The following is a 26,452-nucleotide window of genomic DNA, read 5'->3' as shown; positions in this document are numbered from 1 at the left end:
TATAAAAGGGGCGTTTGGCTAATATGAAAGAAAATGAAAAAGTGATTATGGAAAAAGGGATTCATACGGATTTTAAAGAGAATATGACGTATGGGGAGTATTTACAATTAGATAGTTTATTATCTTCTCAAAAAAGATTATCAGACCATCATGATGAAATGTTATTTATCGTTATTCACCAAGCAAGTGAGCTTTGGATGAAGCTCATTTTACATGAGCTAAATGCGGCGATTGAATCTATTAAACAAGATAAATTACAACCAGCTTTTAAAATGTTAGCACGTGTATCAAAAATTCAGTCTCAAATTATTCAATCTTGGGATATTCTTGCGACATTAACACCATCAGAATATATTGAGTTTCGTGATTCACTCGGTCAAGCTTCAGGTTTTCAATCGTATCAATATCGTATGATTGAGTATGCACTTGGCTATAAAACGCCACATGCATTAAAAATTTATGAAAAGGATCCAGAATTACATGCACGACTTCATAAAGCGCTACATGCACCAAGTCTATATGATGTCGCGATTCAAGCATTAGTAAAAGAAGGATTCCTTATTCATAAAGATGTGTTAAACCGTGATATTACGCAGCCTTATGAAGAAGATGCAACAGTAGAAGCAGCATGGTTAGAAGTGTATGCGGATGTGAAAAAATATTGGAACTTATATCAGCTTGCTGAAAAATTGATTGATATTGAAGACTGGCTACAACAATGGCGTTTCCGTCATATGAAAACAGTAGAAAGAATTATTGGACATAAAATGGGTACAGGTGGATCCTCCGGTGTTTCTTATTTAAAGCGAGTACTTGATCAACAATTCTTCCCAGAGCTTTGGAATGTTCGTACGAAATTATAAAAATAAACCTGTCAGTTCATTATGGCTGACAGGTTTATTTTTATTTGAGCACAATTATGTTTAAAATGAAGGAACAAGATATAATAAATGGATTAACTATTTAAATGGAGGTAAAGTTTTGGATTTCAAGCAACTAGAAAATAAATTCGAAAAGAAAAAAGTGAATACATTTCTTGTTTATCAAAAAGGACAATTAACAACTGAGTATTATAAAACACCCGAATGTGCAAATAACTTATATAAAATAAATTCGATTACAAAAAGTATCGTATCTTTATTAATTGGTATTGCAGTTGATAAGGGCTATATAAATGATATACATACACCGATCACAGAGTGGATTGAAAATGTACCTAGGGGAAAACATAATTTAACACTATATCACTTATTAACAATGACTACTGGTGAGGACTGGAAAGAGTTTGGGAATGGAGTAGTATTCCCAAATGACTTTGTAGAATCAGAGAACTGGGTACAGTACATATTAGAAAAGCCAATAATTGAAGAACCTGCTACAAAAATGAATTATAATTCAGGTTCTTCTCATTTACTGAGCTATATTATTCAAGAAGCTACTGGAATGTCGACAGAGCGGTTTGCAAAGAAATATTTATTTAATCCATTAGAAATTAACGAATACGAGTGGCAACAAGATCCGCAGGGTATATATGTCGGCGGCTTCGGTATGAAAATGAAATCTACCGATTTATTAAAATTAGGAAAATTATGTTTGCAAAATGGATATTGGAATGAAAAAGAAATTGTATCAGCGAAATGGTTAGAAGAGTCAAGTAGGGCGCATTTTGAAACATATGAACATGTCGGCGCATATGGATATCACTGGTGGGTATTACATACCGAAAGATTTCACATACCGTATTGTATATATTTCGCTATGGGATACGGCGGACAATACATCGTTATCATTCCTCAGTTAGAAGTAGTAGCTATTATAAGTAGTCATATGCCAAAACGTGGGCTCGTTCCATTAAAACTATTTATTGAGCATGTACAGGGAATTTCTAATTATATATAAGAAAAGGAGGGAATGTATGAAGGATGAAAAAATTTTATCTTTATTTAGATTCTGTTTAAGTCTTCTAGTATGTAGCGCCATTATTACGCAATTCATAATCAGGGCACAAGTGAAACCGTTCAATCCAGTTAACTTTTTTAGTTTCTTTACTATCGAAAGTAACATTTTAGTTGCATGTATTCTCCTTTTAAGCAGTATCGGAACAGCTACATTTGGTCGCTCAGAACAGTTTAGTATACTTCGTGGTGCGGCAACGGTATACATACTTACGACAGGACTCGTTTATTTTTTGTTACTAAGAGGGTTAGAAGAGTCACTTCAAACGGCAATACCATGGGTAAATACTGTGCTACATTATATCATGCCGATTGCAATGCTTTTAGATTGGATTTTAAATCCACCTATTAAGAAAATCACTTGGAAACAATCTGCAAGTTGGCTCTTATTCCCGTGTTTTTACGTTGTATATAGCTTAATACGTGGCCCAATCGTGAATTGGTATCCATATCCGTTTTTAGATCCAAGAATAGGTGGGTATGGTAAAGTACTTTTATACAGTATAGGGATAGCAGTTGTAATCGGTGCTATTTGTATATTGGTAAGATTTTTAGGGAATCGAAACTTTAGAAAAGAATTTTAGAAATGCAAGAACCCCACTGTGTCTGTTTTTAACAGTGGGGGTTTCACTTTATCCAGCTATTTGTCGGGCTGCCCGTAAAAGTCCGATTGGTGAGGGCTGATGATTAGTGGGAGATGAACAAAACCCCCACTGATTAAGGTTTCACTTTATCTACTCGTCTTCTGAAACGACAACTTTATAAATTTCTCCGTCTTCGTTTCAAATTCTACATCAACAAAAACACCGTATTCTTTTCCATCTTCACGTAACCACAATTTAAATTTTTCAACAGTTATTTGAACTGTTTTTGGTTTTCTACCTATATGAAGATAGTCAATAATTTCTGCTTTTGGGTATTGTTCTTTCGTCTTTTCTACGGCAAGCTTACCCCATTTGGCATACGGCGGCTGCGCATGAACAATTGATGAGCCTGTATATATATTTGAACATGTTGTTAGGAACAGAATGACAAGTGCGACACGCTTTAACAATTTCTTCATGATGAACTCCTTTTATCTTTTTTGTATATTGTTTACATATTTTTTCAACGATATGAGTTTGGATTTTTTTGTCTTCTTTACATAAAAGCGAGGCTTTTACAAAACATAACCAAGAAATCATTTCCGTAATTAAGGAGGGAAAATTATGCGCCAAAAGGCTATTTTTAAAATAGCAGTTTTACTTGCGTTCATAGGACTGTCTTTAATGGTCAGTAGTATACAACTAAAGAATGTAGAAGCTTTTTCTAATCAAGTCATTCAAAGAGGGGCATCTGGCGAAGATGTCATTGAACTGCAATCTCGTTTGAAATATAACGGATTTTATACGGGAAAAGTGGATGGTGTTTTCGGATGGGGTACATATTGGGCACTTCGGAATTTTCAAGAGAAATTCGGATTACCCGTTGATGGTTTAGCTGGAGCTAAAACGAAGCAAATGCTCGTGAAAGCAACAAAGTATGACAAGTCAACTGCTAATAAAGGGGCGACAACGAATAAAGGAAATAGTGGTGGCACTGCACAAGAGAATAAACCACCTCAAAATAAAGGGACAAATGTTCCGAACGGTTATTCTCAAAATGATATTCAGCTTATGGCAAACGCAGTATACGGAGAATCACGCGGTGAACCATATTTAGGACAAGTTGCAGTAGCTGCTGTCATTTTGAACCGTGTTACAAGTGCATCATTCCCAAATACTGTTTCAGGTGTAATCTTTGAGCCTAGAGCATTTACAGCGGTAGCCGATGGACAAATATATTTAACGCCAAATGAAACAGCAAAAAAAGCAGTTTTAGATGCGATTAACGGATGGGATCCAACAGGAAATGCTTTATATTATTTCAATCCAGATACTGCGACTAGTAAATGGATTTGGACTCGTCCACAAATTAAAAAAATCGGTAAACATATTTTCTGTAAATAGAGCGGAGGTGGGACAATGTTACGAGGTATTATTATTGTATTATTAACAGTCGGTGTAGTAGGAACAGGATATTGGGGCTATAAAGAGCACCAAGAGAAAAATGCGGTTTTAATTCGAGCGGAAAATAGCTATCAACGTGCATTCCATGATTTAGCATACGAAGTCGATTTATTACACGATAAAATTGGCACAACACTTGCGATGAATTCACGATCATCTTTATCACCTGCATTAGCAGATGTATGGCGTTTAACATCTGAAGCTCGCTCAGATGTAGGACAACTTCCTTTAACATTAATGCCATTTAATAAAACGGAAGAATTTTTAGCGAATATCGGTGATTTTAGTTACCGTGCAGCCATTCGTGATTTAGAAAAAGAACCGTTAAATGAGCAAGAATATAAAACGTTGCAAACTTTATATTCAAATGCAGGAAATATACAAGATGAACTAAGAAAAGTACAACATCTTGTTTTGAAAAATAATTTACGCTGGATGGATGTAGAAATGGCACTTGCATCAAATCGCGATCCAGCAGATAACACAATTATTGATGGATTGAAAACTGTAGAAAAAAACGTAACATCATATTCTTCTACAAACTTCGGACCGACCTTTACAAGTGCGCAAAAAAATAAAAAAGGCGGATTTGAAGCGGAAGGAAAGGCAATTTCTAAAGATGAAGCGGCGAAAATTGCCAAATCGTTTTTGAATTTAAAAGGAAATGAAAAAGTAGATGTTGAGAAAAGCGGAAAAGGTGCGAAAGAATCCTTCTATAGTGTGAAAATTAAAGATGAAGCAACGAACAATGAGTTCTATATGGATATTACCGGAAAAGGCGGATATCCAATTTGGGTTATGAATAACCGCGAAATTAAAGAACAGAAAGTTAGTTTAAACGATGCAGGTAGTAAAGGTTTGAAATTTTTAAAGGACCATAAGTTTAATAATATGGAGCTTTATGATAGCTCTCAATATGATAATGTTGGTGTATTTACGTATGTAGTAAATGAAAATGGAGTACGAATTTATCCAGAAGCAATCCAAATGAAAATTGCTTTAGATGATGGTTCTATTGTTGGGTTCTCCGCAAAAGAATATTTAGCATCACATCAAAAGCGAACAGTTCCATCGGCAAAGCTAACTGCAGCAGAAGCAAGAAAGAAAATCAATCCGGATGTAAAAGTCATGGAAGAACGTAAAGCTTTAGTAGTCAATGATTTGCATAATGAAGTACTTTGCTATGAATTTGTAGGCACTTTAGGAAAAGATACGTACCAAATATTCATTAATGCTAATAGCGGGGCCGAGGAAAAGGTAAAGAAAATGCAAGCTGTTGAAAAAATTTATGATTAAACCTTAATAGTGAAGTGGTGAAAATAATGAAAACTCTAATATATATATTGATGCTTTGCTTTGTTATAACTGGATGCAGTATTGGAAAAAAAGACAATCCAAACGAAAAAACGGAACAAAAAAATGTTTCAATGAAAAATGTTAATTATACGAATAAATCAAATAAGCCAAATGAAAAAGCAGCAGATCATTTAGCATCTTTAGCGGCAAGTGTGCCAGGTGTGAATGATGCAACCGCGGTCGTTGTTGGAAAATATGCTATTGTAGGTATTGATGTAAAAGCAAAACTTGATCGAACTCGAGTTGAATCAATTAAATACTCTGTTGCAGAAAGTTTAAAAAATGACCCTGACGGTGCTAATGCAGTCGTTGTAGCAGATGTTGATACGTATGAACGCCTCAAACAAATTGGAAAGCAAATTAAAAAAGGAAAAACAGGTGAAGGTATACTAGATGAATTAGCCGCTATTGTGGGCCGAGTAATGCCACAAGTTCCAAATGATATGATAGAAAATAGAGAAACGAATCCAATTAAAGATAATGATAAACAATTACCAAAAGATGAAGAACAAGAGTTAAGAAAAGAACAGAATGATCAATCAAATAATCATTTGAATAAATGAAATTAGCCTCGTACTTAATTGTACGAGGTTTTTAAATATAATATTAAATATTCAGTTTATTTTTAAGGGAAAATATGGTTTAATTATGATGGGAGGGACAACTGTTATGATGAAAAAAAGCGCATGTATATTGTTTAGTTTATGCTTAGGTTTCAGTATGACAGCGTGTGAACAGAGAAAAGAAGTGAAAAATCAAACAGCAACTTCTTCTACTGTGATGGAAAAGCAACAGAAAGAGTCTATCAATATAAATCATTTCTCGAGTATAAATGAAGGGATGACTTATACAGAAGTGAAAGATTTAATTGGTTTTGAAGGAGATTTACTTATAGAAGAAGGGGTAGAACATTCTACACAAATTAAACAAATTTTTGCTTGGAAAGGAAACAATCCAAATTCATTTGTTGAAATTACCTTTTTAGATGGAAGAGTGCATTCAAAAGCACAGCAAGGTATAGGTTAATAAGCTAAAAAATGGGAGAGTTTAGCATGAACATACACACAGGGGAAATTCAATTAGTTCCGTATAAGGAGAAATATAAAGAAGTTATACAAACATTTACTTTACCAAGTGAACAAGTTCAGTTTACATCAGATCCAAGCGCATTACTGGAGAAAGCAAAAAGTGATCGTACAAAAAATGTGATTGTTATTTTAGATTACAATGGGGTACCGGTTGGTCTTTTCTCATTGCAAACAGGCGATAGAGTACAGGAATTTACAGACAATAAAAACGCTTTACTTTTAACCTCATTTTCTATAAATCACAATAGACAAAGAAAAGGATACGCCAAAAAGTCATTGTTATTATTAGACGAGTTTGTAAAACGTTATTTTCCAATAAAAAATGAAGTTGTACTTGCTGTGAATGAAAGAAATATTCCTGCACAAGATTTATATGCAAAAGTCGGCTTCCAAGATAAAGGTTTTAGAAGAATGGGACCAATAGGCCAACAAATAATAATGCATTTGTCTATAATGAAATAATGAGATAGAAAACTTACTCTTGAATATTCATGTAGTAGGTTTTTTTATTTTAACAATATATAATATATGTATATAAAATGAAATAGAAATGAAGGATATAAAAAATGAATCAAGATAGAAAATGGAATATCGTTGGGGGAAGAGTGATTAAAACTGGGATTGCAGTTTTTCTTACAGTGTTAGTTTGTGAATTTTTTAATATCTCAACTTGGAGTTATAAAAATGATTTAAAAGATTATAAACCAAATCATTATCATCACCATTTTTCAAGTGAGTATATTATTTTATTTGAGGTATTATCTATTCATGATATGTTAGAAGAATTAAAACAAATATCCGAGAAATATGAGTGGGAAAATCGATTCAATTGATAAGTTCATTTTATTGTGGGGGGAATAGTATGACACTTTATATTGCATTACTAAGAGGAATCAATGTCGGTGGACATAAAGTAATCAAAATGGCTGAGTTAAAACGAGTGTTTGAATCAATAGGGTTAAAACAAGTGAAAACGTATATACAAAGTGGTAATATAGTGTTCGAATCTGAGGAAGATATAAACTTTCTAAAAGACCGAATACAAATGGAAATAAAAAATGAATTTGATTTCGATGTTCCAGTCATGCTAAGAACACATGATGAATTTATAAATATTATTAAGCAATGTCCGTATGAAGTTCATTCATTGTTAGAAGGAGAAAGTGTTCATATTGCTTTTTTAGCTAATGTACTTTCTGAAGAAGAGAGTAGTCAATTGCTTATATTTAAAAGTGAACTTGAAGATTGCTATATAGATGAGAAGGTCGTTTATTTGTTTTTCAAAAATAGCATTCGAAATTCTAAATTAATGAACCAGTTTCAGAAGTTACATACACCAGCTACAGTTAGGAATTGGCGGACTGTGAACAAATTAAAAGCAATTGTAGAGGGTATGTAAATATAAAAAGATGAGGTTTTCTACATGTAGAAAACCTCATCTTTTTATTTATATTGTTTTGCAACTACGAGTTCGACAATAGGATAAATAAAGAATGAAGAGCAAATTGCGATGAACAGAGGGAGGTTTTTTACTCCATCTAAATTAGCCCCCATAGAAAATCCTTCAGAGAAGATTAATATAAGGAACATTACAACTACAAGCACAAAATATGCAATTTTAAAGCTTTTATATGTAATTTGTTGTCCCATTTCATCTTGACTTTCTTCTGATACACCGTGGGGATCTCCCCAAGTAATGTAATTAATTAAATTACTAAGTATTAACGAAATAGCAAAAATCGTACCGCCCAAAATAGAACCTTCAGTTATGTATTTATATGTGCCATGTACTAGTATTGCAATTAATGCTAAAACAATGATTATAAAAATAGTTTTTTTAGTATTCAATAAATAATTGCCCCCTCGATTGTAAAAAACTCTTTACAAATATAAGTATAAAATTGGAAAAGTATCATGTCAAATACTTTTTACATAAAATATGTAAGTATGTAATATTTTAGTTCTATGATAAATAAAAAATTACAATACATTTGAATGTAAAAGAATGGGCTCGCATATATTTGGAAGGGATGTCAGATTAATTTAGGGGGTAGTTATGTCTATACTTTTAAAAGCTGGTGCAGATGCAGGAAACAACGGTTTGAAGTTAATGGTGAAAGGGCAAGACCCTATTTTTATTCCGAGTATTTATTCTTTATATATAGGTGAGCCTACAGGACTCTTAGATGAGGTAGATGTTTCATTATCTGAATTAGAAAACCACATTGATGTGACTATAAGTTCGCCATCGTTAATGCTAAATAATGTACGATACATCGTTGGAGAAAAAGTCATTCAAGATCAATTAAAAGGTACTGAGGTAGAGAAGAAATCAAATAAGTCAACGGATGAGTTAATGGTTATTACAATACTATCAGGTTTGGCGGTAAGCGCTATGCGTCAAAGTCCAACTTCTAGCCATATTAATATTCGTTATGATTTATCTGTCGCTCTTCCTATGCAACTTATTACACAAGAAATAGCTGCTGAAAATGCAAAACGTTATATGGGAAATCATAAGGTTATTTTCCATTATCCGAACGGACGCGATGTGACAATTAATGTTTCAATTGAGTATTGTAAATGCCTGCCTGAGGGTGCTTCTGGGACGTGGGGCATTGTATACGATGAAGAAGGAAATGTTGTGAAACATAAAATAGAATGTGAGCAAAATCAAGTTTCTGAAATTGATTTTGTAGATAAAACGCTACTCTCTTTTGATATTGGCGCAGGGACGACAGAAGAAGTCGTTTCATTAGGGGTGAATTTCCGTCCGCAACTAAGTAAAGGTTTATCTTATGGTGTAAAAGAGACGTTACTACAAATCATTACGAGATGGAACCGGAAGTATCCAACTAAAACGATTGATAGTATTACAGAATTCAATCAAATTTATTTAAATGATAAGCATCCGAGAAATACCTTATTAGTTGAGGAATCACAGCCAGCACTATTAGGTTTAGCAGCACGTGTTGCAACAGATATTATAAATAAAATTGATGATATGAAAGACGATCCATACGTGTTTATTTATGGCGGGGGTGCAGTAATTATTAAAAACAGTTTAAAAATGATTTTAAAGCAAAAAGGACGACTCAAAAATGTAATCTTTGTAGATAATCCGTTATTTACAAATGCACGAGGATTATTAGTCTATACTTGTTCGCCAAAATATAGAGAGCATAAGCAAAAAGAGTTAGGATTTACAAACTTAACGATAAGTTAGTTGGTGGAAGTATGCGATCTAGGCGATATAAACGTGGTGATCGAGTAAAAATCAATATTCATAAATCGGTATCACCTGAAATGCTTGCGTGGCTGAATAAACAATCAAATCCAACTAATTTCTTCTTCTTTGCTGCGCAGCAACTATTTAAACAAGTAGGAGATATTGACGTTTCTAAAGCTTTACCAAGCAGCCATGTTTTCTCATTATATGTGGAGCCTTCATCCTTATTAAAAGTCGAGGTAAACCCTTTTAAAAACATGACACTAGACACAAATACATCCACCGAAAATGCAAAAAAAAAATTATGGGAATCTGTTGATCAATTAGATTGTCCATTTTTTTAAACATAGAAAAATATAAGAAGTCCCCATCACTATACATACGAATACAGTGATGGGGTTTTGTTTGTAAATGGAAGGGGGCACAATACAATTTGTGCCCCTTCCATTAGTTATTTATCTAAATTTTAGATGTATGTTTAGAAACAGCATTAATTATGCTTTCCCAGTCATCTGGATGGTTTTCATGGCCTGCCCCTTTAAGAGTTAATAGCACTGAGTTTGGAATTTCATCAATTAGTGCGAGGCCATGTTCAAATGGGAGTGCTGTATCGTCTGTTCCGTGAATAACCAATGTAGGTGCTTGTATGGAGTGAAGTACACCCTCATATGCATCATCACCTTGAAGTAAAGCGTGATTAAACATACTTAATAAATTGTTTGCGCGTTCTATTTCTTGTTTTACTTGTTTATAAACTCTATTTTCATCAAATATTCGTTCTGATCCACATAATAGACGAGATCCTGAAACTAAATACTCTGCCACATCATTTTTATTTGTCCAATCTATACTTGTGCCATTTACATGATGTGTTAAAATCCTTTCATCCATTGGAGGTAAATCGCGAGTATTGTCATCAGATCCTATTACACTAGTCGCTAGTAAAGTTAGCGTCAAAATTCTTTCGGGATGTTTTACAGCGGCAATTTGAGCAATCATACCACCTAATGACATACCAAATAGGTGAGCTTTATCAATATGATAAGCATCTAGTACTCCAATTGCATCTTCAGCCATATCTGTTACTGTATAATTGGAAGTTCTAGGTTCATAGGTAACAGAGCGTCCAACATCACGGTTATCAAAGCGAATAACAAACTTCCCCGTACTAGCCAACAGCTCACAAAACTCTTCATCCCAATAAACCATGGAACATGTAGCACCCATAATTAATAAAATAGCAGGGTTCTTAGGGTTTCCAAAGCTTTCTGTACATATATCAATTTCGTTTATTTTAAATATCTTTTCACTCATATAGTTAGCCCCATTTCTTTTGAATTTAATTAATAAAACAGTTTTGGATGATTCTAAGATGTGTGTAAGATTCGTATTGGAATTCATCCCGCTATTTGCTGGTCAGTAAGAGTCCCGTCTCAAAATTCAGGGAAAGTAAAGAGGTTGGGAGGGGACCAACTGCCCGAAAAAGCCCAATTGGCGAGGGTTGATTAAAGTTTCACTTTATAATGCTTCTTGCATAATTACCCCCAAAAATAATTATATGTTAATTCAAGGAAAAAAATTTTGAGAAATAATTGTATGTTATTAAAATAAACAGCAAGGAGGAGAGGAAATGAAAGCAATTGTTATTGATCAATATGGTAGTGTTGAAGAATTAAAAGAAAGGCAAGTTTTAAAACCGGTTGTTCAGAATAACGAAAAAGCTCAACAATAAATAATATCCCATACTATACATTTTCATTTGCGGGTATTATTTATTGTTAGCTATTGTGATATTACTTCTAACAAATACTGTTTCGTATTGTATCGTGTAATTTTTCTAATCCAATTTCCATATCTTTCTCGTTTAACATTGAATAGCTAATTCTTAATTGGTTATCATTTGTTTCGTAATTTAATAGACAAGCCGTTCCTGGTAAAAAAGAGACATCTACTTCATTTGCTTTTTGTAATAAGGTAAAGGGATCTATCGAATCAGGCAGTGTCACCCATAAATTAAAACCTCCATTTGGTATTTCAAAGTTTAGTTCTTTTAATGGCGACAATATATCAATTGTTAAATCACGTCTCATTTGTAAAGCTGTACGTAATTTTTCTAAATGGTTTTTCATACGTTCTGCACGTAAAAATGGTAGAAGTGCCTTCTGTGTTAATAAAGGACTACCGATATCCATCGAACCTTTTACTGCATATAGCCATTCAAAAATAGGGCCATCGGCAATAAGTGCTGCGATACGCAGTCCTGGTGCTAACGTTTTACTAAATCCTTTTATATATATTACGTGGCCATCTTTATCAAAACTTTTGATTGGGGGCGGGATTATAGCATCCTCAAAATATATTTCTCCGAAAGAATCATCTTCAATGATAAAAAATTGATATAGCTCCGCTAGTTCTATAAGTTCCATTCTTCGTTCTTTACTCATTACTGTACCTGTCGGATTCTGGAAGGTTGGATTTGTATACAATAAAACGGGATTTTTACTTTGACAAATATCATCAATTAAGTCGGAGCGAACTCCATGATTATCAAGAGAAACGGGAATGATTTGAACACCTTTATTGATGAAAACATCAAGCGCAGCACTGTAACATGGACTTTCTACTAATACAATATCTCCAGGTTTTAATAATGTTTGAGCAATTAAATCAATTCCTTGTTGTGCTCCGCTTGTAATTAATAATTGAGATGGGTCTGTCACTAATTTCTGGTGTTCATTTAAGTAATTTGCTATTTCAACTCGCAATTCATAATCGCCTTGAACTGGCCCATAAGTTGCTAACAACATCGGATTTTTATCCAGCAATTTATGCATTTCATCTGCCAAAAATGGATTTGGTAACAGACGAGGATACAGAATTGCTTGTGAAAAATTATAATATTTACGGTGCTTATTCATTGCATATTGAGAACGCATAACATTAATCGTTTTCGTTTGTTGCCATTTATACGGAATTGGTTTGAAATCTTTCTTTACCCGTTTATATATGTAAGCACCTTTTCCTTGTTCGATGCGTATATACCCTTTCGTTTCTAACTGTTTATACGCTTTACGAACTGTTAATACATTGATTTGTAAATCTGTGGCCATACAACGTAAAGAAGGAAGAGATTCACCATGTGAAAGCATACCACTTTGTATTCTGTCAACAATTTGCATATATATTTGCTTGTAATACGGTATGTTTGTTTCTTTACGCAATACAATTTTCATAGGTTCACCTATTTTTCTTTTTAACTTAATTAAAGCGAAAAATATATAGGGAATCAACTACAACTTGAAGTAACTGTTATATGTACCGATACACTGTTATACACCATAGCCTCTATACTCATTCTAAGAGTAAAAAGGAGGAAGCAAAATGGTCATTTTTAATTACATTTTAGTATGTATTATTTTCGGGACAACATTTTTAACGATAAAAATTGGAATTGAAGCAGGGGCGCCACCGTTGTTTTCAGCAGGAATTCGCTTCTTTTTAGCGGGCATAATCCTTATGATTATTTTTAAATTCAAGCGAAAAGAAATTATGCCACATATATTTTCAAAACGCATTATGTATGCTGGATTTTGTTTAACATTTATGACATTCGCAAGTTTATATTGGTCAGAACAATATATTTCTTCGGGATTAGCTGCTGTTCTTTCTGCTACGGGACCAATGATGATTTTATTAATACAAGCAAAGAGGAATAGGGAGAAATTACAAAAGGAACAACTCGTTGCTTTAGTTATTGCACTAATAGGTGTTATATTTGTTTCTTTACCAGGAATGCATCAACAAGTAAGTTTCATATGGAGTATCGCTTGTATTGTGTTAGTTATAGGGGAGTTATTTTACGGAATAGGCTCTATTCGTTCGAAAGAAATACTGTCAGATTTATCAAATGTATCACCATTTCTTATTAACGGTATTCAAATGTTTTATGGAGGGATTTTACTACTAATCGCATCTATTATTGTAGAACAACCAAATGTAACCGTATTAACTTCATGGAGTGTGCAATGGCCTATTTTATATCTCATATTTATCGGATCGATTGGTGGACACGGATTATATTACTGGCTCTTATCAAAAACAAATCCAGTATTTCCATCGACGTGGTTATATGTATCACCATTAATTGCAATAATTGTGGGATATATCATTTTAGGAGAACCTTTAAATCCTACAATGGGAATGGGGGCTTGTCTTATATTGATTGGTGTATTTTTGGCCAATCGTTCAACACTACGGACTTATTTCAAAAAAGGGCGGTTATTAGAGAAGGAGATGTAGTTCCATAAAGCAACAGCCCTGTATATTACAGGACTGATAAAATAAAAAACACAGTTGGAAAAATAACCAACTGTGTTTTTTATAATTAATTCACTTTTTTAATAAAGCCTTTATAATGACGTTTTACAAGCTGGCTTTCTAACGTCTTCATAGTTTCTAGTGCTACACCGACAATGATAAGTAAGCTTGTACCACCAATTTGAGCAGAAGGTGGTAACGTAGCAATTTTCGTGAATACGAGCGGTAATATAGAAATAGCACCTAAGAAAATTGCACCGATAAATGTTAAACGGTATAGAATTTTAGTTACATATTGTTCAGTTGCTTTACCAGGACGAATACCAGGAACATATCCATTTTGCTTTTTCAAATTCTCAGCCATTTGTTCAGGATTTACTTGAATAAATGCGTAGAAGTATGTGAAAGCAACGATAAGACCGACATAAAGTGTCATTCCAATTGGATGTGCGAAATCAAGATTTGCAACTAACCATTTTGATACGCTTGAATCAGGGAAGAGCTGCGCAATTGTACGTGGCGTCATTAAAAATGCAGAAGCAAAGATAACTGGTATAACACCAGCACTATTTACTTTAAGAGGTAAATGAGTGTTTTTTGCTCCTTGATATGGATTGTTTCCTGAAACAGCTTTTGCATATTGGATCGGTATTTTACGTACAGCTTGTTGAATGTAAATAACGCCAACAACTATCGCTAAAATTACGAGTCCAATTAAAACAATTTTTATTATGTGCATGAATAGCTGATCTCCAGCATTTTGGAATTGTTGTAAATAAATTTGATTTGCAACATTTGGAATCGCAGCAACGAGACCTGCGAAGATAATCATCGAAATACCATTACCAACTCCGTTAGCGGTAATTTGTTCGCCTAACCAAAGTAAAAATGCAGTACCTGCAGTTAAAACTGTCGCAATAAATAAGTATGTAGTCCAGCTTTGATCTGTTATTAATTGTCCACCTGCTATATTATTAAAGCCATAAGACATTCCGATGGCCTGTATGAATGCGAGAATGATTGTAAAGTATCGAGTGAATTGAGCTGATTTCTTACGGCCCATTTCTCCTTGCTTTGCCCATTCCGAAAACTTAGGTATAACATCCATTTGTAGTAATTGTACTATGATGGAAGCTGTAATATATGGTGTAATACCTACAGCAAAGATTGAGAAGTGTTGCAATGCTCCTCCGCCAAATACGTTTAACATACCTAGAACGTTAGCTTGATCTTGTACTTTTAATACCTCTGCGTTAGTATGAGGAACTGGAATAAACGTGCCAATTCGAAAAACGATTAACATCGCTAGTGTAAAAAGGATTTTCCTTCTTATCTCAGCTACTCTCATGAAATTTGAAATCGTACGAAACATTATGTCGCCTCCTATATTTTTATCAGTAAAAAACTGATTATTATACCCTATGAAGTAACCACAAACCTCCTTCCACACTAAATTCATTTGACAAATGGATTTTCATACACTTTGTAGTTTTCACGGATATAAAAATATAAGGTGTTATATAAGCGACCTATACACTTTACGTAATCATTCAATACCCATAATATATCGAATAAATTAACAAATGTACATACATACGCATTAAAAATGAATAAATAGGGTCGTTTTTTACATTTATTTAATGATAAATTGATAGGACATTATACTGGTAAATGCGCTTCGTATATTCCTTTAATCAATTAAAATCCTCCACCTTTTTATTTTCTTACAATCAATATATCGATTTAAAAAGACTTTAAAATCAAATAAAAGTATGAAAGTACATACTACTTTAGTAGTAGTAATAGTAATCAATTGTATTTCAATTAAAATTCATGTGATTAGAGGATTCTTTTTATTTAAGAAGGAATAAATATTTAAAGAAAGCTAAATAAACAGTGTACATATTTATAGGGGAGAAGATGTAAATGAAAGTTTTTATAAAAAAATTACCACCATTAGAAGTAGCATATATAAGACGAACTGGTAGCTACTTTGAACCACAAGATCACTGGGGAAAGTTACTAAATTGGTCAATTGAAAATAAACTTTATCCACCAGAGCAATCATTTATCGGAATATCATTAGATAATCCTGAACTTGTTGCAAGTCATAAGTGCCGGCATGATGCATGTGTTACGATTCCTGAAAACTTCGATAAAGAAAAGTATCATGATGTGCAATTTAAAAGATTAGATGGAGGTATATATGGTCTATGCCAGTTCTATGATGAACCTCATAAATTAAGTGCAGCGTATCAATACATGTATGCAGAGTGGCTACCAAATAGTGAGTATGATGCAGATTATGATAGAGATAATTTAGAGTTTTGCTTAAATAATGTTGCTGAAGATCTAGAAGGAAAGTTAAAGGTTGATTTATTTGTGCCAATTAAAAAGATATAAAAAACAAATAACTTCATTTGTGGTTTTAAAATGAAATTGGAATAGTAGTGAAAGAAAATCTTTTTTCAAAGATAATATTTCTAGCGTAGGAATTTAAGTATGTAGGTTGCAATGAAAGGAGAATCCACATGGATACATTTGTAAATGACAAGTTTTATGAAACGAGAAAACAATTAGTTGAGGAAATTTCTTTGTTGAGTGATGCTCAATTTAATAGGAAACCAGATAAGGATAAATGGAGTATTGCACAAGTTTGTCATCATTTAGTTTTATTAGATGAGAGAGTTATAACAGTTATTTCATCAGGATTAAAAAAGTTAGATAGTACCCAAAATGAGCGTAAAGAAATTCACACTATTTTATTAGATAGAACGAAAAAGTTTATAGCCCCAGAAATGATTGAACCAAGTATAGAACCATTTGAAGTGCAGCAAATGCTCAATATGCTAAACGAATCAAGAAAAGAATTGATGCGTTTCCTGAGTACAATAGAAGATGAGTCTGTATTAGCGAAAAAAGCAGTGATGCATCCAGCTCTTGGAGAATTATCCCTTGATCAGTGGATAGAACTGATCTATTTGCATGAACAGCGTCATATAGAACAAATCAAAGAGATAAAATTGCTTTGTGAAATTGAAGAGTAAAAATCATTCCCTATTTATTGATGCGTATTATAAACAGGGGAAACGGTTGATTCATATTGATTCAGAAGAAAAAAATAGAATGAAATTAGTTGAAAGTGACCAATAAGCTTAAGAAAATATGAAACTATCCGATTTTCTGTATAAGTGTAACCCCGTCTTAAATGAAGAGCGGGGTTATTTTTTTGGAAGTATTTTCATTGAGAAGGAAATACTTCGACAATGAAATTCAAAAAATTAATCATCATAACATATTTTATATGCGAATTTTAGTAAATTGAAATAATGATTTTATGATGATGAATGATATGTCCGTATTTTGAAAGTACTCTTCACACGCTTAAGGAAGGGGTATTCTGTCAGGAAACGATAAAATACAATTCTGTTAGGGGATGTATGCAATTTATTCTCTTTATTTTGCAACAGAACCACCTTCAAAATTATCTTTTGTAGTTGAAGTTTCCTGAATAATAAGTTACATTTTTAAAGTTCAAGCAACTTTATGAAAGTACAAAAAGGGGAGAAATATTATTATTATGCAAAAAATGAAATGGAAGAACTATGTATGTTACTTTGTAATTCTATTACTGCTTGGAACAGCAGTAATAGTCAAACCACCTATCTCTAAGGCTGAGGAATCTGAAGTTAATATCACATTGTTAGGTACTGCAGATATTCATGGTAGATTTTTGCCTTGGGATTATGCGCTTGATGGAGCAAATATGAGTGGAAGTTTGACGCAGCTTTATACGGTTATAAAGAAGGTCCGTCAAGAAAATCCAAATACCATATTAGTAGATGCTGGGGATACAATTCAAGGAAACTCAGTAGAATTATTCAACGATAAACCACAATCGCCAATGATGGTAGCGATGAATACAATGGGATATGACGCCTGGGCATTTGGAAATCATGAATTCAATTTTGGATTAGATACATTGAAAAAAGTTAGTGAGCAATATAAGGGAAAAACGTTAGCAGGAAATATTTATAAGGAAAATGGAGAGCGCTTTCTTCCTGCATATACAATTGTAGAAAAAGGTGGAATTAAAGTTGGGATTATTGGTATGAATACACCAATGATTAGTGATTTTGAAAAAGGGACAGATCACTTAGATGGTTTAGTGGTGAAAAATCCGGTAGAAGAGACGAAAAAGGCAATTAAGGAATTAGAAGGTAAAGTAGATGTAATGGTAGGAGTTATGCATATGGGATTAGAAAATGAGAATGGTATCCCTGGTACTGGTGTTCAAGATATTGCAAATGCTTGTCCGGAACTAAGCGCTATTTTTGCGGCTCATATGCATAAACTTGTAAAAAAAGAAGTTGTAAATGGCGTAATTATTACAGAACCAGATAAATATGGAACACATATTTCACGTATTGACCTTACTTTTACAAAGCAAGATGGGAAATTGGTTTTAAAAGATAAAACTGCTACCGCTATACCTGTAAAAAATGCTGATGGAACAACGATATTATCTGATCCTACACTTGAAGAAACATTAACACCTTTTCACGAATATGCGAGAGGAGATGCAAATGTTGTAGTCGCTCAATTAAAGGGGAGAAATCTTGTTCCTGAAAATGAAATAAAAGGTATTCCAAGTGTTCAGATTCAAGAAACACCTTTATCAGATTTCTTTCATGAAGTCATGCTCTACTACAGTAAAGCGGATGTAGTAGCCCATCAAATTGATAATGATTATGCCCGTTTGGATATAGGTCCTATTAAGAAAAAAGATATTGCGTACAATTACCAATATGCCTTGGGAGAAATTACAGTATATAAGATTTCTGGAAAAGATTTAAAAGACTATATGGAATGGGCAGCAGGATATTTTAACTCATCTCGTGCCGGAGATGTAACCGTTAGCTTTGATAAAACCCGCCGTGCATCTAAATACAGTACGAACGATTTCTTTGGAGGCGTAAAATACGAAATTGACTTAACAAAACCATATGGAAGTAGAATTACAAATTTACGCTCTATTCGTACAAACAAACCAATCAAAACGAGCGATGTTATGACGCTGGGAATGAATGCATATAGAATGGAGGCTCTTCAGGCAAAAGGGGGAGCTTTAGAGGGGCGTAAGTTTGAACAAATTTGGTCATCTAAACAAGAGAATGCATTTGGAGAAACTGGTGGAACCATTCGTAACCTTGCTATTACATATTTAAAAGAGGTAAAGAACGGTGTATACACACCAAAAGTTATGCGTAATTGGAAAATTACTGGTGTAGATTTACATTCTTCAGAGCATAAGGCTGTAGTTGATCTTGTGAATAAAGGGATTTTAGAAATTCCAAAAACAGAAGACGGAAAATACACAAATATAGCATCTATAAATACGAAAGACTCAATTTCAAAAGAAGAGATTGTAGCACTCGCACAAAAAGCAAATATTAATCCAAATGAGTTTAATCATGCAAAGACAAAAGGTGAATTTTATAAAAAACTTAATAGGATTACTAAAAAAATATAAATTATAAGATTTCTTATAGTAATTGTTATTTTAATAGTATGAAACCCACTCTTACAATAGTAAAGAGTGGGTTTTTATGTTGTTATTTAGATGTAAGTATACTTTTATTAGAATGAATATAGATAATTAATAACTAACCAATTGGATGAGTGTCTATAAGGATTCTCTTTTATTCAAAATAATGTACATATGTGTTCCGTTCATTATTTATAATATTGACCACAATTTATGTAATTTTGCATAATGTTACATAAATTTCGTATTTTCTCTTTTTTCCGACAGGAATAGACAGTATACTTTGTACAAGCTTTCTATTTCAAAAATTATACGAGGTGAAATAATGAAAAACAAAAAGACATTAACTAAGGTAGCATTAACAACAGGATTAGCTTTAACAGCTGTGGCACCATATGGCGTAGGTCATGCAGAGGAAACAGATCAACTACAAGTTCAAATTCAAGAGGAATCGTTCCGTTCGGGTGAACTTACACAGCCGTCACAAAAGGCACCAGAAAATGTAGTAAAGGATGCACTTAAGGAGAAAACAGAGCAAGCTCTGTCCCAAAAACAAGTCAATGGAGAAGCAGGGGTAGATTATAAAGTCCTTCAAAAACGTGGTTCGTATGATGGAACTACACTTGTGCGTATGCAGCAAACATACGAAGGAAAAGAAGTATATGGCCATCAATTAACTGCACACGTAGATAATAAGGGTGTTATTAAAAGTGTTTCAGGTGATAGCGCGCAAAATTTAAAACAAGAAGAATTGAAAAAACCTATTAATCTATCAAAAGATGAAGCAAAACAATTTATTTATACGAAGTACGGGAACGATATCAAGTTTATTTCTGAGCCAGAAGTTAAAGAGGTTATTTTTGTTGATGAAAATAATGGACAAGCTAAAAATGCATACCAAGTTACCTTTGAAGCTGCAACACCAACCTATGTTTCTGGTACTTATTTAATAAATGCACAAAATGGTGATATGTTAAAAAATATGGTACAAGAATCTAACTTAAAAGCCAGTGACAAACTAGTTGGAGCTTTAAAGAAAAGTAAACAAAGCAGTCTTACATCATTAACTGGAACAGGAAAAGATGATTTAGGTATTTCTCGTTCATTTGGTATCTCTAAACAAAGTAATGGCAAATATGCTCTTGCTGATTATACAAGAGGGCAAGGCATTGAAACATATGATGTGAATTACAGAGATATTACTAAAGAAGAAAGCTATTATCCTGGTACATTAGCGACTAGTACTTCGGCAACATTTAACGATCCAAAAGCAGTAAGCGCTCATTACTTAGCAACAAAAGTATTTGATTTTTATAAAGATAAATACAAGCGTAATAGCTTTGATAATAAGGGACAAAAAGTAGTTTCAGTTGTACACGCTTGGGATTCTGAAGAGACGAATGATCCGAAAAATTGGCAGAATGCATTAAGTGCTAATAATGGAAGTATGCTTGTATATGGCGATCCTATTGTTAAAGCATATGACGTAGCTGGACATGAATTTACACATGCTGTTACTTCTAGCGAATCTAATCTTGAATATTACGGGGAATCCGGTGCGATTAATGAGGCATTATCTGATATTATGGGAACATCTATTGAGAAATACGTAAATAATGGAAACTTTAACTGGACAATGGGAGAACAAACAGGATCTGTTTTCCGTGATATGGAAAACCCAGCTTCTGTTCCATCTTCACTAGGAGTACCTTATCCAGATGATTACAGTGAATTTAACGATTTTAATGGATGGGATCAAGGCGGTGTTCATTTTAATTCAAGTATTATTAATAAAGTTGCGTATCTCATTGCAAAAGGCGGAACTCATAACGGAGTAACTGTTAAAGGAATTGGTGAAGATAAAATGTTTGATATTTTCTATTATGCAAATACAGATGAGTTAAACATGACTTCTAATTTCAAAGAATTGAGATCAGCATGTATTCGAGTGGCAACTAATAAATATGGTGCGAATACAGCTGAAGTTCAAGCAGTTCAAAAAGCATTTGATGCAGCAAAAATTAAGTAATTTAGAAATATATTTCTCATTCATATATTAATACATTATGAAAAACAGCTAATGTCATTTTAAGGATATTAGCTGTTTTTTTCATAGCAATGTATTATTGAAAATAAACTGACTAAGCAATAATGAGGCGTTTTCTCTTTAAGAAGTAGTGACAAATCAATAAGGTTTAAAGTGTATAAAAACAGAAAATTAATAATATATTGACCTCTTGATAGAAAGTCTATAAAATGAAAGCGATAACAAACGATTGCTTTAAAATGATTTCCCTGATCTTTTAGTATTTACAAATATATGAAGGCATAAACAAATCTATTTTTTTAATCATTAATGCAAACGCTTTCGTATTAAAAGGTCATTGAAATACATACGTGAAAATAGCCAATATGGAGGTGAAGTTAAAGAGATTTCTAGATAAATTTAAGCAGTTTTATTCAGTGAAAGCATAATAAATCGTTAGTAATATTTGAAGAAAGGGTGTATGTGGTGCAAATTACAAAAAGATTAATTAATAAAACAGTTTTATTACTTACTTTAATCGTTATGTTATCATCTGTTTTCTCCTTTCAGAGTGTGAAGGCAGTTTCAAATTCTAAAACAACTGAAATTATCATTCATTACAAAGAAAAGCTTGGAAATACAAAAGACTGGAATCTTTGGTTATGGGGAGAAAATGCAAATGGTACATCTTATGAATTTACTGGTGAAGATGAATTTGGAAAATACGCTAAGATAAAAATAGACGGTGACTATAATCGTGTAGGATTTATAGTTCGAACAAATGAATGGGAAAAAGATGGTGGGGATCGTTGGATTGAAAATATAAAGGACGGTCGTGCTGAAGTATGGATTCTTTCGGGTGATGAAAAAGTATATAACTCTAAGCCTTCATCGGATCTCTCAATTCAAAAAGCAACTATTGATAGTTTCAATGAAATTACTGTAACGACTAATGTCCCGTTTCATATTAAGGAAAAGAAAATTGAAATTGAAGGCATTAAAATTAAAAATATTACTCCTTATGATACAAACAGTGGAGATATTACTAATAAGGTTAAAATAATTACGGAACAGAAAATTGATTTAAAACAAACATACAAAGTTAAAATTGAAAACTTAGCTGATACGAATACTGAAATTGGTAAAGTCATTCGTAGCGAAGAATTTGATAATTTATTTTATTATGGTGGCAACGATTTAGGAAATACATATACTCCGCAACATACAAAGTTCCGTTTATGGGCTCCTACTGCAAGCGAAGCGAAGTTAGTTACATATAAAAACTGGAACGATAAAATAGGTGCTGAAATAAACATGCAGCAAGGTGAAAAGGGAACTTGGACAGCAGAACTAAAGGGGAACCAAAAAGGGCTCTTTTATACGTATAAGGTCAAAATTGGTGATAAGTGGACTGAAGCGGTTGATCCATATGTGCGTGCTGCTTCTGTAAATGGGGATAAAGGTGCAGTCGTTAATTTAGAAGAAACAAATCCGAAAAAATGGAAAGCAAACAAAAAGCCAAAATTTAAAAATCCGGAAGATGCTATTATTTATGAGTTACATGTACGCGATCTTTCCATTCAACCTGAAAGTGGTATTAAACAGAAAGGGAAGTATTTAGGTGTAACAGAAAAAGGAACAAAAGGGCCAGGAGGTGTAAAAACAGGACTTGATCATATAAAGGACCTTGGTGTTACTCACGTTCAGTTTTTACCGATATTTGATTATGCTTCAGTAAATGAAGAGACTTTAAATGAACCGCAATATAACTGGGGATATGATCCTAAAAATTTCAACGTTCCAGAAGGCTCCTATTCTACAAATCCTTATGAGCCGACTGTGCGAATAACTGAATTAAAGCAAATGGTTCAAACACTACATGGTAATAATCTTCGAGTAGTGATGGATGTAGTATATAACCATATGTATAATGCTGCTGAATCTAATTTTCATAAGTTAGTTCCAGGTTATTATTATCGTTACAATGAAGATGGAACATTTGCAAATGGAACTGGAGTAGGAAATGATACTGCTTCAGAAAGAAAAATGATGAGGAAATTTATGATAGATTCCGTAACATATTGGGCAAAAGAATACAATTTAGATGGATTCCGTTTTGATTTAATGGGTATTCATGATTATGAAACGATGAATAAAATACGTAAAGCTGTTAATCAAATTGACCCTTCTATTATACTACACGGAGAAGGATGGGATTTAAATACACCTCTTGCAGCTGAGCTGAAAGCAAATCAAAAAAATGCAGAGAAAATGAAAGGGATTGCTCATTTTAACGATAATATACGTGATGGGTTGAAAGGTAGTGTATTTGAGGAAAAGGAAAATGGTTTTATAAATGGAAAGGAAAACATGGAAGATCGTATTAAAAAAGGTATTACGGCAGGTATTGACTACGATACAAATTCGTCTACCTATCAAGATCCGGAACAGGTATTAACTTATGTGGAAGCACATGACAATCATACATTATGGGATAAACTTGAGTTAACTAATCCAGGTGACAGTGAAGAAATGCGAAAACAAATGCACAAATTGTCTTCTTCAATTTTATTAACATCACAAGGGATTCCATTTTTACATGCAGGGCAAGAGTTTATGCGCACGAAATACGGTGATCATAATAGTTACAAATCTCCAGACTCAATTAACCAGATGGATTGGCTGCGCCGTGCAACGTTTAATAATGAAGTAGATTATATGAAGGGTTTAATAGAATTACGCAAAAAGTACTCAGCTTTTCGAATGACATCTGCAGAGCAAATAAAAACACACGTATCATTTATTGATGCTCCGAAAAATACTGTAGCTTATACAATAGAGGGGAATAAAAATGAATACTTTACAGTGGCTCACAATGCAAATAGAGAAGCTGTTGAAATAACACTTCCATCGAAAGGGCCTTGGAAAGTACTAGTAGACAGCAAGCAGGCGGGAAGTAAACCACTTTATGTTGTCCATGACAATAAAATTAAAGTTCCTGCATTAAGTTCATTTGTCTTAAAAACAGAGAAACCGATTAAATAAAAGCGAAGAATGTGGAAATAAATACTGCATTGAGCAAATTTAACAAGGATTGCAAATGAAAAAAGCGAAGTGAAGATTATTCTCACTTCGCTTTTAAAGTTAATGTAATATAATTTAATAAAAGAAATAAGCAATAGATTATTTCTTTTATGGCAGTAGGAGAAGAAGATATCTTTGAGTTTATTTATAAAATTATCTGAAATACATTCGTAATTCAGATAATGTTTATTATATATTCGAACATATAACGAACTAGATGTTCGAGTTGTATTAATTCCTACAAATCGTTTAAAAATAACAAAGGCGTAAAAAGTATATGGAATTAAAATAGAGAAAAGACACCATTCAAGGTGTCTTTTCTCTATTTTGAATATGAAATGTAAGTAACTCGATTGTATGTAATAGTATGTGATATTTTCACACTAACTGATTAAGAAAAATTTAAAACTCTTTTCTTAATCTATTTGTAATAAATTACATCATAAAATTTTATCGATATAATAAATAAAACTTTCTCAACATTATTTGATTTAATAACTATATTCAACCGCTCTCCAATCCATTACAATAATTTCACATTGGAAATACATGAATATTCTCAATGTTATAAATGGTTTATACCTTATAGGATTACTATGGGAAAGGATGTGAAATATCCAAAAAAAAATCATTTTTTATGATGAAATAAAAAATTTTAATGAAGAAAAAGTTATTTCATTATTTTCAAGTTTCGTAAAAGTGCATGTATTTATAATCACTATGAGACAAGGAGCAGAATCTAAAAAAAATTTTGTAGATTAGAAAATTGCATTTCAAAAATAAGTTAAACGTTTATGGAGGGTTATATGAGCGAGAAAATTTATTACTGGTCTCCGATTAAGCATTGGGAGAAGTTGCATAATGAAGTTTTAATCGGGGAAATGAGATTTACAGGTATTCTGTCTGAGTGGTTTCCTGATTTTTATTTTATGGCTCAAAAAGGTGTGAAAATCAGTGAACTAGTAGAGCGCTTTTCATTAGGAAATGTAGAAGAGACACACAAAAACATAGAGCTCATGATAAAAAATCGTGTGTTAGTAAGTAACATATTACACCCAAGAGAAGTATTTTCTTCACAAGAAAAGATTTTTTCAAATCCATATAGCAACCAGATTCGCTTTTCTAAAGAAAAGTTAGATAAGTATATGAGTGAACAATTAAATCGCACGCACGTTGCTGCACGGTCGACCGAAATTCAACTTGAAACAACAAATGAGCTACCTACTATAATCAAGGAACGTAGATCTTGTCGTCAATTTGATATGGAAAAACATATTAGTTTTTCGGAATTTTCCCGATTCTTATCAACTCTAAAACAGGTTAGGGAAGAAAAAATATACTATCATTACGCAAGTGCAGGCGGGCTCTATCCCATTGATATCTTTGTTTATGTAAAACCAAAACGTATAGAGGGTATGAAAGCTGGATTTTATTATTATAACCCATCAAAAAATAGTCTTGTGATTGTAAATAGCATTGATCAAGTAATCAAAAGTGATCATGAGTTAATTAATCAGGATTTATTTACTCAATCTGCCTTCTCAGTTTATTTGGTTTATAATGCGAACGCTTCCATCCCGAAATACGGTTCAGATGGATATTTATTTGCTTGTATTGAGTCAGGCATTATCACTGCTACCTTAAATATGGTTGCTGAGACATTAAATTTAGGGGTTTGTTCAGTTGGTCATATGAAATTTGAAGATATTCAGCAATTTTTATGTTTGGATAATCATCAAGTGTTTCTCCATGGGCTTGAAGTTGGCTTAAAAATTAACGAGTAGAAGAAATGAATATTAGG

General features: G+C 33.0%; 23 protein-coding genes and 1 pseudogene. 19 read left to right on the top strand and 5 right to left on the bottom strand.

The genetic code is table 11. The annotated features are described in order from the left end of the window. Window positions 1-23: 23 nt before the first annotated feature. The 3 genes from kynA (at window position 24) to ACTFRY_RS17475 (ending at window position 2,539) form a co-directional block, all read left to right on the top strand. Window positions 24-863 carry a tryptophan 2,3-dioxygenase gene (gene kynA, locus ACTFRY_RS17485; protein ID WP_000661953.1) on the top strand — a complete coding sequence of 280 codons (840 nt, stop codon included), beginning with the start codon at window positions 24-26 and terminating at the stop codon, window positions 861-863. A gap of 118 nt (window positions 864-981) precedes the next feature. Then, complete coding sequence (locus ACTFRY_RS17480; protein WP_000346264.1) at window positions 982-1,899, top strand: serine hydrolase domain-containing protein; 918 nt, start codon at window positions 982-984, stop codon at window positions 1,897-1,899. A 16-nt stretch (window positions 1,900-1,915) separates the two neighbouring features. Further along, on the top strand, window positions 1,916-2,539 hold the full coding sequence (locus tag ACTFRY_RS17475) for a Pr6Pr family membrane protein (RefSeq protein ID WP_000650949.1): 624 nt from the start codon (window positions 1,916-1,918) through the stop codon (window positions 2,537-2,539). Window positions 2,540-2,685: 146 nt separating this feature from the next. Here the strand turns inward: ACTFRY_RS17475 and ACTFRY_RS17470 are convergent, their stop codons facing one another. Continuing rightward, entirely contained in the window at window positions 2,686-3,018 is a 333-nt protein-coding gene (locus tag ACTFRY_RS17470; protein WP_000734901.1) for a DUF3889 domain-containing protein, read from the bottom strand. 145 nt (window positions 3,019-3,163) lie between these two features. On the opposite strand from ACTFRY_RS17470, the gene sleB reads away from it, so the two are divergent. From sleB to ACTFRY_RS17435, 7 genes and pseudogenes are all read left to right on the top strand, one after another. Further along, on the top strand, window positions 3,164-3,943 hold the full coding sequence (sleB, locus tag ACTFRY_RS17465) for a spore cortex-lytic enzyme (RefSeq protein ID WP_044797656.1): 780 nt from the start codon (window positions 3,164-3,166) through the stop codon (window positions 3,941-3,943). A 15-nt stretch (window positions 3,944-3,958) separates the two neighbouring features. Further along, window positions 3,959-5,299, top strand: coding sequence for a germination protein YpeB (gene ypeB, locus ACTFRY_RS17460; RefSeq protein WP_000943727.1), 1,341 nt, complete (start codon window positions 3,959-3,961; stop codon window positions 5,297-5,299). 26 nt (window positions 5,300-5,325) lie between these two features. Continuing rightward, window positions 5,326-5,922, top strand: a complete 597-nt coding sequence (locus tag ACTFRY_RS17455; RefSeq protein WP_000854059.1) for a YhcN/YlaJ family sporulation lipoprotein — start codon at window positions 5,326-5,328, stop codon at window positions 5,920-5,922. A 106-nt stretch (window positions 5,923-6,028) separates the two neighbouring features. Further along, a complete protein-coding gene (locus ACTFRY_RS17450; RefSeq protein ID WP_000976442.1) occupies window positions 6,029-6,385 on the top strand; it encodes a hypothetical protein in 357 nt (118 codons plus the stop codon). An 11-nt stretch (window positions 6,386-6,396) separates the two neighbouring features. Further along, on the top strand, window positions 6,397-6,909 hold the full coding sequence (locus ACTFRY_RS17445) for a GNAT family N-acetyltransferase (protein ID WP_001999922.1): 513 nt from the start codon (window positions 6,397-6,399) through the stop codon (window positions 6,907-6,909). Window positions 6,910-7,013: 104 nt separating this feature from the next. Next, a pseudogene (locus ACTFRY_RS17440) lies at window positions 7,014-7,085 on the top strand (hypothetical protein); the annotation flags it as partial. Window positions 7,086-7,309: 224 nt separating this feature from the next. After that, on the top strand, window positions 7,310-7,846 hold the full coding sequence (locus ACTFRY_RS17435) for a DUF1697 domain-containing protein (RefSeq protein ID WP_016118045.1): 537 nt from the start codon (window positions 7,310-7,312) through the stop codon (window positions 7,844-7,846). A gap of 44 nt (window positions 7,847-7,890) precedes the next feature. On the opposite strand, the gene ACTFRY_RS17430 is transcribed toward ACTFRY_RS17435, so the two are convergent. Next, the gene (locus ACTFRY_RS17430) at window positions 7,891-8,295 is read right to left on the bottom strand and encodes a hypothetical protein (protein WP_001093144.1); all 405 of its coding nucleotides are present in this window, start codon (window positions 8,293-8,295) and stop codon (window positions 7,891-7,893) included. 208 nt (window positions 8,296-8,503) lie between these two features. Here ACTFRY_RS17430 and ACTFRY_RS17425 point away from each other — a divergent pair, with 208 nt between their 5' ends. Further along, entirely contained in the window at window positions 8,504-9,673 is a 1,170-nt protein-coding gene (locus ACTFRY_RS17425) for a ParM/StbA family protein (RefSeq protein ID WP_000025622.1), read from the top strand. 11 nt (window positions 9,674-9,684) lie between these two features. Then, the gene (locus ACTFRY_RS17420; RefSeq protein WP_001257760.1) at window positions 9,685-10,020 is read left to right on the top strand and encodes a hypothetical protein; all 336 of its coding nucleotides are present in this window, start codon (window positions 9,685-9,687) and stop codon (window positions 10,018-10,020) included. A 115-nt stretch (window positions 10,021-10,135) separates the two neighbouring features. Here the strand turns inward: ACTFRY_RS17420 and ACTFRY_RS17415 are convergent, their stop codons facing one another. Continuing rightward, entirely contained in the window at window positions 10,136-10,990 is an 855-nt protein-coding gene (locus tag ACTFRY_RS17415; RefSeq protein ID WP_044797657.1) for an alpha/beta fold hydrolase, read from the bottom strand. A 485-nt stretch (window positions 10,991-11,475) separates the two neighbouring features. Continuing rightward, the gene (gene pdxR / locus ACTFRY_RS17410; protein ID WP_000706799.1) at window positions 11,476-12,909 is read right to left on the bottom strand and encodes a MocR-like pyridoxine biosynthesis transcription factor PdxR; all 1,434 of its coding nucleotides are present in this window, start codon (window positions 12,907-12,909) and stop codon (window positions 11,476-11,478) included. A 148-nt stretch (window positions 12,910-13,057) separates the two neighbouring features. Between pdxR and ACTFRY_RS17405 the strand changes: the two genes are divergently transcribed. After that, window positions 13,058-13,975: a DMT family transporter gene (locus ACTFRY_RS17405; protein WP_000234327.1), complete on the top strand. Its 918-nt coding sequence runs from the start codon at window positions 13,058-13,060 to the stop codon at window positions 13,973-13,975. Between the two features lie 85 nt (window positions 13,976-14,060). Here the strand turns inward: ACTFRY_RS17405 and secY are convergent, their stop codons facing one another. After that, window positions 14,061-15,365 carry a preprotein translocase subunit SecY gene (gene secY, locus ACTFRY_RS17400; RefSeq protein ID WP_000490131.1) on the bottom strand — a complete coding sequence of 435 codons (1,305 nt, stop codon included), beginning with the start codon at window positions 15,363-15,365 and terminating at the stop codon, window positions 14,061-14,063. Window positions 15,366-15,919: 554 nt separating this feature from the next. Here secY and ACTFRY_RS17395 point away from each other — a divergent pair. The 6 genes from ACTFRY_RS17395 to ACTFRY_RS17370 all read left to right on the top strand — a co-directional run bounded on the left by ACTFRY_RS17395 (window position 15,920) and on the right by ACTFRY_RS17370 (window position 26,435). Beyond that, a complete protein-coding gene (locus ACTFRY_RS17395; RefSeq protein ID WP_000862356.1) occupies window positions 15,920-16,396 on the top strand; it encodes an AraC family transcriptional regulator in 477 nt (158 codons plus the stop codon). A gap of 128 nt (window positions 16,397-16,524) precedes the next feature. Then, window positions 16,525-17,040 (top strand): DinB family protein, encoded by a 516-nt coding sequence (locus ACTFRY_RS17390; protein ID WP_000379372.1) that lies wholly within the window; start codon window positions 16,525-16,527, stop codon window positions 17,038-17,040. Window positions 17,041-17,573: 533 nt separating this feature from the next. After that, the gene (locus tag ACTFRY_RS17385; RefSeq protein WP_098616637.1) at window positions 17,574-19,526 is read left to right on the top strand and encodes a bifunctional metallophosphatase/5'-nucleotidase; all 1,953 of its coding nucleotides are present in this window, start codon (window positions 17,574-17,576) and stop codon (window positions 19,524-19,526) included. 340 nt (window positions 19,527-19,866) lie between these two features. Next, a complete protein-coding gene (locus ACTFRY_RS17380) occupies window positions 19,867-21,570 on the top strand; it encodes a M4 family metallopeptidase (protein ID WP_000791444.1) in 1,704 nt (567 codons plus the stop codon). Window positions 21,571-22,053: 483 nt separating this feature from the next. After that, window positions 22,054-24,612, top strand: coding sequence for a type I pullulanase (pulA, locus tag ACTFRY_RS17375; RefSeq protein WP_098616636.1), 2,559 nt, complete (start codon window positions 22,054-22,056; stop codon window positions 24,610-24,612). 845 nt (window positions 24,613-25,457) lie between these two features. Beyond that, complete coding sequence (locus ACTFRY_RS17370; RefSeq protein WP_016110111.1) at window positions 25,458-26,435, top strand: SagB/ThcOx family dehydrogenase; 978 nt, start codon at window positions 25,458-25,460, stop codon at window positions 26,433-26,435. Window positions 26,436-26,452 lie beyond the last annotated feature (17 nt).

It is taken from the genome of Bacillus cereus group sp. MYBK195-1 (assembly GCF_051916605.1).
Lineage (GTDB): Bacteria > Bacillota > Bacilli > Bacillales > Bacillaceae_G > Bacillus_A > Bacillus_A cereus.
The sequence above is the reverse complement of the archived record's forward strand: the minus strand, read 5'-3'. Positions and strand labels throughout refer to the sequence as shown.

Coding starts and splice junctions, on each gene's coding strand:
- kynA (WP_000661953.1), top strand. CDS start 24: ATGAAAGAAAATGAAAAAGTGATTATGGAAAAAGGGATTCATACGGAT.
- ACTFRY_RS17475 (WP_000650949.1), top strand. CDS start 1,916: ATGAAGGATGAAAAAATTTTATCTTTATTTAGATTCTGTTTAAGTCTT.
- ACTFRY_RS17470 (WP_000734901.1), bottom strand. CDS start 3,018: ATGAAGAAATTGTTAAAGCGTGTCGCACTTGTCATTCTGTTCCTAACA.
- sleB (WP_044797656.1), top strand. CDS start 3,164: ATGCGCCAAAAGGCTATTTTTAAAATAGCAGTTTTACTTGCGTTCATA.
- ypeB (WP_000943727.1), top strand. CDS start 3,959: ATGTTACGAGGTATTATTATTGTATTATTAACAGTCGGTGTAGTAGGA.
- ACTFRY_RS17455 (WP_000854059.1), top strand. CDS start 5,326: ATGAAAACTCTAATATATATATTGATGCTTTGCTTTGTTATAACTGGA.
- ACTFRY_RS17450 (WP_000976442.1), top strand. CDS start 6,029: ATGATGAAAAAAAGCGCATGTATATTGTTTAGTTTATGCTTAGGTTTC.
- ACTFRY_RS17445 (WP_001999922.1), top strand. CDS start 6,397: ATGGGAGAGTTTAGCATGAACATACACACAGGGGAAATTCAATTAGTT.
- ACTFRY_RS17435 (WP_016118045.1), top strand. CDS start 7,310: ATGACACTTTATATTGCATTACTAAGAGGAATCAATGTCGGTGGACAT.
- ACTFRY_RS17425 (WP_000025622.1), top strand. CDS start 8,504: ATGTCTATACTTTTAAAAGCTGGTGCAGATGCAGGAAACAACGGTTTG.
- ACTFRY_RS17420 (WP_001257760.1), top strand. CDS start 9,685: ATGCGATCTAGGCGATATAAACGTGGTGATCGAGTAAAAATCAATATT.
- ACTFRY_RS17415 (WP_044797657.1), bottom strand. CDS start 10,990: ATGAGTGAAAAGATATTTAAAATAAACGAAATTGATATATGTACAGAA.
- pdxR (WP_000706799.1), bottom strand. CDS start 12,909: ATGAAAATTGTATTGCGTAAAGAAACAAACATACCGTATTACAAGCAA.
- ACTFRY_RS17405 (WP_000234327.1), top strand. CDS start 13,058: ATGGTCATTTTTAATTACATTTTAGTATGTATTATTTTCGGGACAACA.
- secY (WP_000490131.1), bottom strand. CDS start 15,365: ATGTTTCGTACGATTTCAAATTTCATGAGAGTAGCTGAGATAAGAAGG.
- ACTFRY_RS17395 (WP_000862356.1), top strand. CDS start 15,920: ATGAAAGTTTTTATAAAAAAATTACCACCATTAGAAGTAGCATATATA.
- ACTFRY_RS17390 (WP_000379372.1), top strand. CDS start 16,525: ATGGATACATTTGTAAATGACAAGTTTTATGAAACGAGAAAACAATTA.
- ACTFRY_RS17385 (WP_098616637.1), top strand. CDS start 17,574: ATGCAAAAAATGAAATGGAAGAACTATGTATGTTACTTTGTAATTCTA.
- ACTFRY_RS17380 (WP_000791444.1), top strand. CDS start 19,867: ATGAAAAACAAAAAGACATTAACTAAGGTAGCATTAACAACAGGATTA.
- ACTFRY_RS17370 (WP_016110111.1), top strand. CDS start 25,458: ATGAGCGAGAAAATTTATTACTGGTCTCCGATTAAGCATTGGGAGAAG.